The sequence below is a fragment of the Microvirga tunisiensis genome (assembly GCF_009296175.1).
In the GTDB taxonomy this organism is placed as follows: domain Bacteria; phylum Pseudomonadota; class Alphaproteobacteria; order Rhizobiales; family Beijerinckiaceae; genus Microvirga; species Microvirga tunisiensis.
On the sequence record NZ_VOSK01000187.1, the window covers coordinates 1 to 13,050 of the forward strand.

General features: G+C 62.6%; 9 protein-coding genes. 5 read left to right on the forward strand and 4 right to left on the reverse strand.

The window, feature by feature from the left end:
• Window positions 1–128 precede the first annotated feature (128 nt).
• The 3 genes from FS320_RS28595 to FS320_RS28605 are packed head-to-tail and all read right to left on the reverse strand — an operon-like array spanning window position 129 to window position 3,330.
• Window positions 129–1,301, reverse strand: a complete 1,173-nt coding sequence (locus FS320_RS28595) for a CaiB/BaiF CoA transferase family protein (RefSeq protein ID WP_152715665.1) — start codon at window positions 1,299–1,301, stop codon at window positions 129–131.
• A 5-nt stretch (window positions 1,302–1,306) separates the two neighbouring features.
• Window positions 1,307–2,113, reverse strand: coding sequence for a 4-hydroxy-tetrahydrodipicolinate reductase (gene dapB, locus FS320_RS28600; RefSeq protein WP_152715666.1), 807 nt, complete (start codon window positions 2,111–2,113; stop codon window positions 1,307–1,309).
• 17 nt (window positions 2,114–2,130) lie between these two features.
• Window positions 2,131–3,330, reverse strand: a complete 1,200-nt coding sequence (locus FS320_RS28605) for an acyl-CoA dehydrogenase (RefSeq protein WP_152715667.1) — start codon at window positions 3,328–3,330, stop codon at window positions 2,131–2,133.
• A gap of 144 nt (window positions 3,331–3,474) precedes the next feature.
• Between FS320_RS28605 and FS320_RS28610 the strand changes: the two genes are divergently transcribed.
• A complete protein-coding gene (locus tag FS320_RS28610; RefSeq protein ID WP_152715668.1) occupies window positions 3,475–4,371 on the forward strand; it encodes a LysR family transcriptional regulator in 897 nt (298 codons plus the stop codon).
• Here FS320_RS28610 and FS320_RS28615 read toward each other — a convergent pair.
• Window positions 4,362–5,549, reverse strand: coding sequence for a multidrug effflux MFS transporter (locus tag FS320_RS28615; protein ID WP_152715669.1), 1,188 nt, complete (start codon window positions 5,547–5,549; stop codon window positions 4,362–4,364). The two genes, FS320_RS28610 and FS320_RS28615, sit on opposite strands and share 10 nt — an antisense overlap.
• A 453-nt stretch (window positions 5,550–6,002) precedes the next feature.
• Here FS320_RS28615 and bcsN point away from each other — a divergent pair, with 453 nt between their 5' ends.
• From bcsN to FS320_RS28635, 4 genes are all read left to right on the forward strand, one after another.
• Entirely contained in the window at window positions 6,003–6,860 is an 858-nt protein-coding gene (bcsN, locus tag FS320_RS28620; protein WP_244627453.1) for a cellulose biosynthesis protein BcsN, read from the forward strand.
• Between the two features lie 161 nt (window positions 6,861–7,021).
• On the forward strand, window positions 7,022–9,217 hold the full coding sequence (gene bcsA, locus FS320_RS28625; protein WP_152715671.1) for a UDP-forming cellulose synthase catalytic subunit: 2,196 nt from the start codon (window positions 7,022–7,024) through the stop codon (window positions 9,215–9,217).
• A gap of 361 nt (window positions 9,218–9,578) precedes the next feature.
• The gene (locus tag FS320_RS28630) at window positions 9,579–11,810 is read left to right on the forward strand and encodes a cellulose biosynthesis cyclic di-GMP-binding regulatory protein BcsB (protein ID WP_152715672.1); all 2,232 of its coding nucleotides are present in this window, start codon (window positions 9,579–9,581) and stop codon (window positions 11,808–11,810) included.
• 62 nt (window positions 11,811–11,872) lie between these two features.
• Complete coding sequence (locus FS320_RS28635; RefSeq protein WP_152715673.1) at window positions 11,873–12,904, forward strand: family 8 glycosyl hydrolase; 1,032 nt, start codon at window positions 11,873–11,875, stop codon at window positions 12,902–12,904.
• The last annotated feature ends 146 nt before the right edge of the window (window positions 12,905–13,050 follow it).

Here is a 13,050-nt window from a genome sequence, read left to right on the forward strand (position 1 = left end):
TGCGGATGAAGGGAGTGCATCACGTCCTCCTGCGGTGAGAAGCTCGGCGTCGCAGGCCGTCAAAGCGCCAAGTGTACTCCTCAATGGCGTAACGCACCCGATCCCAACAACGTTCCGCCACCAAACAACTAGGCCATCCAGGACGGGTCGCTCAAAACCTCATCCGTATGCTCACCGAGGCGCGGCGAAGGACGGCCGGCCGCCATCGGCTGCCCATCCATCACGATGGGCGAGCGAACGGACGGAATGGCCCCGCCTTTGGCGGCCTGGGAGGGCAGATCGATCTTCATGCCCCGGGCGATGACCTGCGGATCGGCGAAGACATCGGCCACCGTGTTGATGGGACCGGCCGGAACGCCCTGCCCTTCCAAGGCCGCCAGAAGGTCCTCGCGCGTGAATGTCAGGGTCAGTTCCGTGAGCAGAGGCACGAGTTCGGCCCGATAGCCGACGCGGCCGGCATTGGTCCCGAAGCGCTCGTCCTGCGCCAACTCGGGCTTCCCCAGCACGGACACGAAGCGGGCGAACTGCCCGTCATTGCCCACCGCCACGATCACATGGCCGTCCGCGACGGGGAAGACCTGATAGGGCACGATGTTGGGATGGGCGTTGCCCATGCGCCGGGGCGACTTGCCGGACGCCAGATAGTTCATGGCCTGATTGGCCAGAACGCTCGTCTGCACATCGAGGAGCGCCATGTCGAGATGCGCCCCCTCCCCCGTGGCATCGCGCTTACGAAGGGCAGCCAGGATGCCGACGACGGAATAGACTCCGGTGAAGATGTCCACATAGGCCACGCCGATCTTCTGCGGCTCCCCTTCCGGGTCTCCGGTCAGGTCCATGATGCCGCCGAGACCCTGGATCATGAAATCGTAGCCGGCGCGGGCCGCATAGGGGCCGGTCTGCCCGAAGCCCGTGATCGAGCAATAGACGAGGCGCGGGTTGACCTGCTTCAGGCCCTCATAATCGAGCCCGTACTTCTTCAGGCCTCCAACCTTGAAGTTCTCGATCACCACATCCGCCTGAGAGGCGAGCCGGCGGACGAGGTCCTGCCCTTCGGGCGTCTCGAAGTCGACCGCGATGGAGCGCTTGCCGCGATTGCAGGAATGGAAATAAGCCGCCGAGAGATCGTCGCCTTCCGCCCCTTCGATGAAGGGAGGTCCCCATCCGCGGGTGTCGTCGCCGACACCGGGCCGCTCGACCTTCACCACATCGGCGCCGAGATCGGCGAGAAGCTGGCCGACCCAGGGGCCCGCGAGAATGCGCGCGAGTTCGAGGACTTTGAGGCCTTCGAGCGGTTTCATTCCGGTCAATCCATCACGGCATCGAGACCGCGCTTCAATCCGATGAAAGACGGAACGCGTCGGGCTGCCAGCAGCGTGCCGGCGACATAGGGAGCGGCAGAGGAGCCCGCATCGTGGCGGATCACAAGCCGCTCATTGTCCGCGCCGAACACAGCCTCACAGGAAAGGACGAAGGACGGCAGGCGCAGCGAATGGACCTGCACCGGTTCCTTCGCGCCGAGGGAGCCGCCGCGCGTTTCGCACACGCCGGTCAGCTCGGCGACCGGCTTTGACGTTGCGGGCTGGCGCACCTCGCTGAGAAGCTCTGCCAACTCGCGAGCCGTGCCGGAGGGCGTATCGGGCTTCTTGGCGGAAGCGTAATCGATGACCTCCACATCGGGCACGTAGCGGGCAGCCTCGAGGGCGAAGCGGCGCAGCAGCGTCGCCGTGATCGAAAAATTGCCGGCCGCGAGCACGCCGCGCTCGACCTTGAGCGCATGACGATCAATCTCCGCATAATCTTCAGCGGAGAGCCCGGTCGTGCCGATGACCACATGCCGGCCCTGCGCAAGCGCCGTCAGGGCATGCGCCTTGACGGCGCCGGGCTTGGTGTAGTCGATCACCACATCGGACGGTGCCTTCAAGGCCTCTTCCAGCGTGGCGCTGACCGGAACTCCCAGATAGGGAAGCCCAGCGGCCTCGCCCGCATCCTGGCCCGTGGCGCTGCGGCTCACCGCGCCTGCGAGCACGAGATCTTCGGAAGCGGCAATCGCCGCCACGAGGGCCCTGCCGACCCAACCGGTCGCGCCTGCCAAGGTAATCCGAACTGACATGAGCTACCAGCCTACTCTCAGAAGAATGCCTGCAGGCCCGTCTGCGCGCGGCCCAGAATAAGGGCGTGTACGTCATGCGTGCCCTCATAGGTGTTCACGGTTTCCAGGTTCTGCGCATGGCGCATGACATGATATTCCTCCTGGATACCATTTCCGCCATGCATGTCGCGGGCTTGGCGGGCGATATCGAGCGCCTTGCCGCAATTGTTGCGCTTGACCAGCGAGATCATCTCTGGCGCCACGCGGCCTTCGTCGAAGAGGCGCCCGACGCGCAAGCTGGCGTGAAGGCCGAGCGTGATCTCCGTCATCATGTCGGCGAGCTTCTTCTGCACGAGCTGCGTCGCAGCGAGCGGCCGGTCGAACTGCTTGCGGTCGAGCGTGTATTGACGCGCCCGGTGCCAGCAATCCTCCGCGGCCCCCATGGAGCCCCAGGAGATGCCGTAGCGCGCCCGGTTGAGGCAGCCGAAGGGGCCTTTCAGGCCCGACACGTTGGGAAGCAGCGCATCCTCGCCCACCTCGACGCCGTCCATGACGATCTCGCCGGTGATCGAGGCGCGAAGGGAGAGCTTGCCGCCGATCTTCGGCGCGGAGAGACCCTTCATGCCCTTCTCCAGCACGAAGCCGCGGATCTGGTTGTCGTGGGCCTCGGATTTGGCCCAGATCACGAAGACATCCGCGATGGGGGAGTTGGAGATCCACGTCTTGGAGCCCGTGAGGCGATAGCCGCCATCGGTCTTCACGGCGCGGGTCTTCATGCCTGCCGGATCGGAGCCTGCGTCCGGCTCGGTGAGGCCGAAGCAGCCCACGAACTCGCCTGAGGCGAGCTTCGGCAGGTATTTCCGCCGCTGCTCCTCGGAGCCATAGGCATAGATCGGATACATGACGAGGGAAGATTGCACGCTCATCATGGAGCGGTAGCCGGAATCGACCCGCTCCACCTCGCGTGCCACGAGGCCGTAGGCAACATAGGAAGCGCCAGCGCAACCGTATTCCTCCGGCAGGGTCACGCCGAGGAGGCCGAGCTCACCCATCTCGTTGAAGATGGAGCGGTCGGTCCTCTCCTCGCGATAGGCTTCGATCACACGCGGCAGGAGCTTATCCTGGGCGTAGGCGCGAGCCGTATCGCGAATCATGCGCTCGTCGTCGGTGAGAAGGTCGTCGAGGAGAAGCGGGTCTTCCCATTTGAGCTTCGCGAGTTCCTGTTGAGCACCGGCCATGATGATTGTCCTTCCCATGCAAGCCTTGAGGGCGCCGGCGTCAGGCCAGCCAAACCCATTGAATTTGAGTGGCAAAATCGCGCTGGACAGGGCAAATGTAAATCGACATCTTCGCAGCAGGTTATTCTCAATTGGAATGAACGTTTGTTTCGCCGCGGCTTCCTGCCCAATGTGGGCAACCTCCTGGCCTTCGAGGCCACAGCCCGTCATGGCAGCGTATCGCGAGCCGCCGAGGAACTGAACCTGACCCAGAGCGCCGTCTCGCGGCAAATCCAACAACTGGAGGAATCCATCGGCGTCTCTCTGTTCAGCCGCTCTCGCCAGCGGGTGGTGCTCACTGACGTGGGCCGCATGTATGCCTCTCATGTGCGCAGCACCCTGTCCGAACTCTCCGACGCCACCCATCAGGCCATCGCTCTCTCCGGAACCAGCGGCGTCCTGAATCTTGCCACCCTGCCGACCTTCGGCACCCGCTGGCTCATTCCCCGTATTCCGGACTTCTTCGCCAGGCACCCCGGCGCAACGGTGAATTTCGGCGTGCGCCTCGTACCTTTCGATTTTGCCGCTGAGCCCTTCGATGCTGCCATCCATTTCGGCGAGCCGCATTGGCCGGGCGCGGTCTGCGAGCTCTTGCGAACCGAAGAGGTCGTGCCTGTCTGCAGCCCGGCCTACCGGGAACGGGAGAACCTGTACTCGCCGCAGGATCTGACCCGCGCCACCCTGCTGCAGCAAAGCACCCGCCCGACGGCTTGGGCCGAGTGGTTCGCCAGCGTCGGCGTGGAGGTCGGCAATCCGTTGCGCGGTCCTCGTTTCGAGCAATTCGCCATGGTGGCCCAGGCTGCCGCAGCGGGATTAGGGGCAGCCCTTATTCCGCATTTCCTGATCGCCGACGAACTGGCCTCGGGGCGCCTCAAGATTCTGTTCGCCCAAAGCCTCGTCAGCGGCGGCGCCTATTACCTCGTCTACCCGGAGCACAAGGCGGAGACGCCGCTGCTGCGCTCCTTCCGCGACTGGATTCTGGACGAGATCCGTCAGGGATAGACCTGTTTCGGCTTCAAGGTGCGGAAGCTCAAGGTGAACGCCACGAGCCCGCAGACGACGATGGCGCTCACCATCGAAAGCGGCGTGCCGTTGTAGAAGGCGCTGACCAGCACGATGATCACGGCACCCGTGCTGAGTTGCAAGGTACCCATGAGCGCCGAAGCAGTCCCCGCCACGGGACCATGGTCTTCGAGCGCGAGCACGGCCGTCGAGGGAATGACATAGCCGAGACAGCCGAACGACAAGAAAAGCAGGCCCCAGAGAACATAGGCGTTGTCGATGCCGAGGATGGTGAGCACGAACAGCAGGACCACCAAAGCGGCAAAGCCGGAGATCGCGGTGCGCACCACCCGCTCGGCACCGAAGCGCCTCATGAAGAAGCTGTTGAACTGCGCGCTGCCGATGAAGGCGATGGCATTCGACGCGAAGACCATGCTGTAGGCCGAGGGCGTCAGGCCGAAATGCTCGATGAAGATGACGGATGAGCCGGCAAGATAAGCAAAGAAGCTCGCCTGACTGAAACCGCCGATGAAGGCGAGCCCCAGGAAACGACGATCCTTCAAAAGATTCCTGTAAGTGGCAAAGGCATGTCCAATGCCTTTCCGGTCCGCATCCGGCCTATGGGTTTCTGGCAGGAGGAAGAGGACGACGGCAAGACCCGCGAGGCCGATTACGGCAATGGCCCAGAAGATGGCGCGCCAACTGAAGAAGGCCGTCAGGGTGCTGCCGGCCAGAGGCGCCAAGATGGGCGAAACGCTGAAGACCAGCATCATCGTCGCCATCAGCCGGGCCGCTTCATGCCCGGTATGCAGATCGCGAATGATGGCGCGGGGAATGACCATGGCCGCGCAGGAACCGACGCCCTGCAGGAAGCGGAAGGCAATCAGCGTTTCCACAGTGGGGGCGAAACTGCAGCCGATGCCTGCCAGAATGAAAAGGCCCAGTCCGAAATAGAGCGGCGGCTTGCGGCCGAACCGATCTGAGAGCGGCCCATAGACGATCTGGCAGACCGCGACTGCCAGAAAGAAGCTCATCAGGCTCATCTGCACGGCGCTGACATCGACCTGGAACTCGCGAGCAATGGCCGGGAAGGACGGCAGATACATGTCAATGGCGAAAGGACCTACGGCGGAGAGCATGCCGAGAACCAACGCGTTGCGTAAGAAGGCGGACTTCATGGAGAACGGCTTTCGTAGCTCCGGCCGACGAGCCGAGATTGAGAAAACGGCCTGCCCACTGGAGGAACGGGTCAAGCAATGCGGACGAAAAAAGGTCCCGGCTCACCTCGGGCCAGGAGCACCGGAGGACGGGCGCCGCTTGTAAGCCCTTCATCGACCAGGTTCAAGACAGCCACCCGTTTGTTATCGGACTATAATCCGGTCTGGAAATAATGCTTACTCTTCGTTAACCATGAATGGTCATAGCTGATTAACCATCCAGCTGGTTGGGCTCATCCGCGAACGATCCGTCCCTCATGCGGGGCAGCGCGGCTGCCCGGCCGGCCCCGAGTTATCAAAGTTCTTCATGACCGCTTCGATGTCCCCGAATCAGACGAGTCTCAGCGTTTCTCGGTCCGCACCACACTCCGATTCCACGCTTGGGAGGCCGGCCAGTCGTCACAATGCGCTGAATTGTCTTGCTGTCGTGGCCGTTCTGATGACGGTTTCCGCCTGCGCAGGTCGCTCGGATCTGGGTTATGCGAGCCTTATGTCCGAAGTGCCGGCAACGCGTGCGATCGTCGTCCCCCGCCCGGTGGGCCCTCCGTGGTCGCGGTTCTGCAGCAGCAATACCAGGATGGCCTCTCGCAGGAGATCGCCCTATCGACGGCCTCGCTGACCACGGGCCAGAACGCCTTTTACGTGAGCCTGCTCAACAACACCGCAGGCAACATGGAAATCCCGAATAGTCTGTCCTTGCCCTCCATGACCCCGGACCGGCTCCAGAGCGAGATGGAAGAGCGGATGCCAGGCGTCGAGATGGAGACCTCGCTGGTTTATGTGCAGAACCGGTTCGGCCCCTTCGGCTTTGCCACAGGGCGTTCCTCCGCGGGCGATCTGTGCCTTTACGCCTGGCAGCGGATCGAGCCGGGCGAGCCCGCAATCTTCGTTCCCGGCGGAGCCGTTTCGGTCCGCCTGCGCCTTTGCGATGCAGATGCCAGTGTTGATCAACTACTGCGTGTCTTCTACGGCTACACGATCGCCGCCTATTACCGCCAGGAATCCTGGAACCCCTACGGAGACCCGCCCTCGCCGCCCGCTCATTTCGGGGAGAAGGATGCTCCCATGTATCCGCTGGGTCTCGGTAGCGGGGAAAGTGCCACGGTAGTCCACCGGCGGAGCCTATCCGAGGAAACGCGTCGCGTCGCCCCGTCCGTGCAAGCGCCAAGGCGCACCATTGACAAAGATACGATTGAACCGCCTGCTGCCGCTCCGCCGGAAGCAGCACCACCGAGCGGTTATCCGGTCGTGCCGCCACCGCCCGCTCAATGACACGAGATCGAACACAGCAATGATATAAAGTTAAATAGCGATCTATTTACTACTGTGACATTAGGCCTAAGCAACACTATGGATATATTAATAGACCCGATTTTAGTCTTGAATTAAGCGTGCAGTCTCTCACGCAAACATTCAAGCCGAGAATCCAGACGATGCGAGCGGGTCTTATCGTGGCCTTTTGGGCTGTGGCGGCGGTACTGATCATCTCGATCGTTGCTCTTCCCATCAGCCTCCAGGCACATCTTGTTGCGGGCCTCACGGTTGTGGCCTGCATGATCATCCTCAAGTTCTTTCGCGCCCAAGGCATCTGGCGGCTGATCGCCTTGGCTCTCGGCACTGCCATCGTCCTGCGCTACGTCTTCTGGCGCACCACCAGCACGATCCCGCCGATCACCGAGGTCACAAGCTTCATCCCGGGCTTTCTGCTTTATCTGGCCGAGATGTACAGCGTCATGATGCTGTTCTTGAGCCTCTTCGTCGTGTCGAGCCCGCTGAAATCGCGCAAGGCGCCCCAGATCGATCCGCAAAACCTGCCGACAGTCGATGTCTTCGTTCCGAGCTATAACGAGAATGCCGATCTGCTGGCAACGACCTTGGCCGCTGCGAAAGGCATGACCTATCCTGCGGACAAGGTTACGGTCTGGCTTCTGGATGACGGCGGCACGGATGAGAAGTGCAATTCGAGCACCGCTAACGCCGCGCACCAAGCCCGCGAGCGCCGCGCCGAGCTGCAGGCCCTCTGCGCCGCCATGGACGTGAAATACCTGACCCGGGCGCGCAACCTGCATGCCAAGGCCGGCAACCTCAACAACGGCCTCGAGCACTCGACTGGCGACCTGGTCGCCGTGTTCGATGCGGACCACGCTCCCGCGCGCAGCTTCCTCACAGAGACCGTCGGCTATTTCACCACGGACAAGAACCTGTTCCTGGTTCAGACCCCGCACTTCTTCATCAACCCCGATCCGCTCGAGCGCAATCTCGGCACCTTCCAGACCATGCCGTCCGAGAACGAGATGTTCTACGGCGTCATCCAGCGTGGTCTCGACAAGTGGGATGCGGCCTTCTTCTGCGGTTCGGCCGCCGTGCTCCGACGCGAAGCCCTGCAGGAAACCAATGGCTTCAGCGGCGTCAGCATCACCGAGGATTGCGAGACCGCCCTCGAGCTCCATTCCCGCGGCTGGACGAGCGTCTATGTGGACAAGCCGCTGATCGCCGGCCTGCAACCGGACAGCTTCGCGAGCTTCATCGGCCAGCGCTCGCGCTGGGCGCAAGGCATGATGCAGATCCTGCGCTACAAATTCCCGCCCTTCAAGCGCGGGCTGAAGATCTCGCAGCGCTTGTGTTACATGTCGAGCAGCATGTTCTGGCTGTTTCCGTTCTCACGGTTCTGCTTTCTCATTTCACCGCTGTGCTATCTCTTCTTTGGGCTTGAGATCTTTACTGCATCGGGAGGCGAGTTCCTCGCCTACACCTTTACCTACATGATGGTGAACTTCATGATGCAGAATTATCTCTACGGCCGCTATCGCTGGCCGTGGATCTCGGATCTCTACGAGTACATCCAGACGATCTATCTGCTGCCGGCCGTATTGTCGGTGATCGCCAATCCCAGCAAGCCCACCTTCAAGGTCACGGCGAAGAACGAGTCCATGGAAGAGAGCCGCGTCTCGGAACTGGGAACGCCGTACTTCATCATCTTTGGCATCCTGATCCTCGGCGTCATCGCCACCGGCATCCGCGTTTGGGCAGAGCCCTATAAGGCCGATCTTACTCTGGTGACGGGCGCCTGGAACGTCCTCAACCTCATCATCGCAGGTTGCGCCTTGGGCGTGGTGTCGGAGCGGGCCACACGGCGCCAGAGCCATCGGGTTCGCGTCGAGCGGCCCTGCCGCTTCGTCCTGGGCGACGAGATCATCGATGCAGTCCTGAAGGACGTCTCGGTTGGAGGCGCAAGGGTTCACGTTCCGCCTTCCGCCGAGCCGAAGCTGAAGAAGGGCACCTCGGGTACGCTCGAATTCCAGCCCTTCTCCAGCCTCCCCGTCCAGCATCTGCCGATGGAGATCCGCAAGGTCGGCATGGACGACAGGGGCCTGCTGCTCGGCTGCCGCTTCATGACCGAAAAGCCCGAGCATCGCCGGATGATCGCCGACCTCGTCTTCGCCAATGCGGACCAGTGGAGCGAATTCCAGAAGAACCGACACCATGACATCGGCGTTCTCCGCGGTACGCTCTGGTTCTTCATGGTCGCGTTCTATCAGACGGGACGGGGCCTCTCCTATTTCTTTGGTCTGCAGAAGATCGGCACCTCAAACCCTCCGGCGCCGTCCGTGGCCCCGGCCGTCAAGTAGAGGTATATCGTGCGTCGGGTTCTGATCTTCTCCTTGCTCGCCTTCCAGACGCTGACTGCGCAAAACGCTGTCGCGCAGGCATCCTTCGGCATGTCGCCCGGCGCACCGAGCACGCCCCCGGCAGCCCGGCCTGCGCCGCAGCTGGGACCGGCGCAACAAGCCCCGTCTGCCGCGGCGCCCTTCGAGATGCGCCAGCCAAGCTCAGCCCCAGCGGCACAACCCGCAAATCCAGCCCAGGCTGCCCCCCCCGGCCAGCACGGCAGCGCCTTCCAACATAGCGCCGCAACGCCCGGCTCCTGTAGCTCCTCCGCAGGCGCAAGGCGGTAGCACAGCCCCGGCCAGGCCCGCTGCGCTACCCACAATGGGAGCCACGGCAGGCCGCAGCGTTGCACGCATCGAACGTCCTGTCCTTCCCTTCGAGACGATCCGCCTCGAGGGCGAGACCGATGCGAGGTCCTGGACCGTCCACCTCACGCAAGACGAGGCATCGAGCGGCGCCAGCATCGCGCTCGGCTACAAGAACGCCGTTGTGGTCATGCCCGAGGGGTCACGTCTAAGGATCGCGATCAATGGCGAGTCCGTCGTCGACACGCCTATCTCATCGTCAAACGACATCAAGCGCATGACGGCGTCGATCCGTCCCGGTCTCCTGCGGGCGGGACAGAACATCATCCGCATGGAGGCCTTTCAGCGCCACCGGACAGATTGCACCATCGAAGCCACCTACGAGCTTTGGACCGACGTGGACTCGGCCTCCACAAAGCTCATCTTCGCCGAAGGCGCCACCAAGACGCTGCGCGGCCTGGACGATCTGCCCGCCGTCGGCGTCGATAATATCGGAGTGACGACGATCCGGGTGGTCGCTCCCAAGATCTACCGCCCCGAAATCCGCGATCGTCTCCTGCGTCTCGTGCAGCTCGTGGCCTTGCGCGGACGCTATGCCCATCCCGTGATCCAGGTGGTGGAATCCGACCCGGGCCCCTCCCCCGTCGGCACGATCAAAGTGGCCATGGGTCTCGCCAGCGAGTTGCGCAGCCTAGTTGCAGGCGTGCCAGATGCAGCCACGATCCAGCCGCTGACCATGATGATGCAGGAGCCGGTATCCCTGGGCTCCACCCTGGTCGTGTCCGGGCCGACCTGGCAGGATCTCGACACCGCCATCGGCATCGTCGGAGCTCGAGGCATCAATGCCGCGCAGGTCGAACGCGGCGTGATCGACACCGCCTCATGGCAATGGCCGGAGGTTCCGACCGCCTTCGGCGCACGTTCCTTCCGCTTTGCCGATCTCGGAGTACCGACTCAGGAATTCTCCGGACGGCGGCTGAAAACCGGCTTTTCCATCAACCTGCCCTCGGATTTCTACGCCACCGAATATGGCGAGACCGTCCTGCACCTGGATGCGGCCTACACGTCGGCGGTGCGGCCGGGCAGCCATGTCAACGTGTTCGTCAATGGCATGATCAGCACGCAGATGACGATCACCTCGCAAGGGGACATTGTCCGGCGGCATAACATCCGAGTACCGCTCAAGAACTTCAAATCCGGTCTCAACCAAATCACCATTGAGGCCGTCTTGCTGACGGATGCCGATGAGCGCTGCGCCCCGGGCGAGACCCTCTCCGAGGCGAACCGCTTCGTCCTGTTTGACACCACCACGCTCGAGTTTCCGACTTATGGGCGCATCGGACGCCTGCCAGATCTTGCCGTTCTGAGCGCGGGCCGCTTCCCGGATGAGGATCTTCCGACAACTGTCGTTCTGGCCCGACCCGACCCGCTGAACTATTCCGCGGCAGGCACCCTGCTCGCCCGCATGGCACGCAGCGCCGGTGCGCCGGTGCGCGCGCAGTTCTCCAACGCGGCCTCGGCGGATGACGAATCCGTGCTCTTCATCGGCGCCGTTGATCAGATCCCCGCAGGCCTGCTCAACCGTGTGAAGGTGTCGGAACATCTGCGCATGATCTGGCCTTCGACGCCGACAGCGGGCGACCGTTCCGGACCTCAGATGGTCAGCACGGAATTCAGCCTTCCCGCCGCCCAGGCCTCGCCGGATCACACGGCTACGGCATCGACGGACGAGGTCCGCAAACGGTGGTCGGAGACGTTCCAGAGGCGCGGCGTTCTTCAGCAGACGATCGGGACGGTGCAGGACTGGATGGAAAAGACCTTCAGCCTCTCCGTCAGCTCCCTGTCGCTGGAAGAGCGCACCGACGTGCCCTATGAGCCGCCGCAGCGCGCTTCCCTGCTCGTCGCCCAAAGCCGCACCGAAACGTCCGGGGTCTGGACCCTCGTGACGGCCCGAACGGACAAGGCACTGGCAGATGAAACGGCCCGGTTGGCCAATCCCATGATATGGTCACAGGTCGCGGGCCGGGCGATCGCCCTGGAACCGAGGGAGATGAAGCTGCAGGTCGAGCCCATCAAGGATTATCGCTTCGTGCAGACGCTGCCTCCGTCCCTGACGAATCTGCGCCTCGTCGCAGCGAACTGGATGTCCGCCAACATCCTTCCCTATGCTGTTCTCATGCTGGCTTGCTGTACGTTTCTGGGCGTGGCAACCTCCCTGCTTCTGAACCGTCTGGGACGCCGGTCATGACGATTCGGCTTTCCCGGCCCATCCAGCTCCTGCCCTGGCTCTTTGCCGCCTTCTTCTTTCACATGGAGTCGGTGGCATTCTCTCAGAGCCTCTCCGTCCAGCCTTTGAACCTAGTGGGGTCCATCTCCCCGGCCGACTGGGAGGCCTATCGCTCGCGATTCGTGGAAGACAATGGGCGAGTGGTCGATACAGCCAACGGCAACATCAGTCACAGCGAGGGGCAGGGATACGGTTTGCTGCTCGCCCTGGCAGCCGCCGACAGGCGCTCCTTCGAGCAAATCTGGACCTTCACCTTTACCGAACTTCTCATCCGGGACGACGGCCTGGCCGTTTGGAAATGGGATCCCGCCAGCAAGCCGCGGGTCACTGATCGCAACAATGCCAGCGACGGCGATATTCTCATTGCCTATGCCCTGGCCAAGGCCGGAACGGCCTGGCAGGAGCCCCGCTACACAACGGCTGCGCAGAAGCTCGCCAAGGCCATCGGCAAGAGCACGTTCAGCCTCAGCGGACGGTCAATGATCCTCCTGCCGGGTGCACAGGGTTTCGGCGCAGGCGACCGCCCTGACGGTCCTGTCGTCAATCTCTCCTACTGGGTCTTCGAAACCTTTCCGGTGTTGGCTGCCCTGGCACCCGAATACGAGTGGAATCGCGTCTGGCGGGACGGCGTGGTGCTGCTGCAGCAGGCGACCTCGGGTCGCGTCAGGCTTCCTGCCGACTGGATCTCGCTTCAGAACGGACTCCAACCTCAGCCGGCTGATGGCTTTCCTCCCGAGTTCGGTTACAACTCGTTAAGGATACCGCTTTACCTGTTGAGAGCAGGGATGACTGACATGGAGTGGCTGAGGGCTCTCAAGCAACGCTGGTCTACGGAGAACGAGGGAGTAGCCGTGGTCAATGTGGTGACTGGACAGGTCCGGGAACGACTGACCGATCAGGGCTACGCCATTCTGCCCGCAGCTCTGGCCTGCGCGCTCGACGGAACGCCCGTTCCTGAAGTGCTGAAGACCTTTGAGCCGAGCCTCTATTATCCGTCCACCCTGTACCTTTTGGCAAAATCCCTGCTCGGTGAAAAATATCCGCAATGCGTCTAGAGCGCGTTGACATTCAGGCTTTCGACGGACTCGCAAATCTGATTCAAGCTCCTTTTGGGCGCGGAGGCTTGGGTGAGCGGAGTTCGTCTGATGTTGAAAGATCACCAGTGGGATCGGATGGAGCCGCATTTGCCGGGCAAACGCAT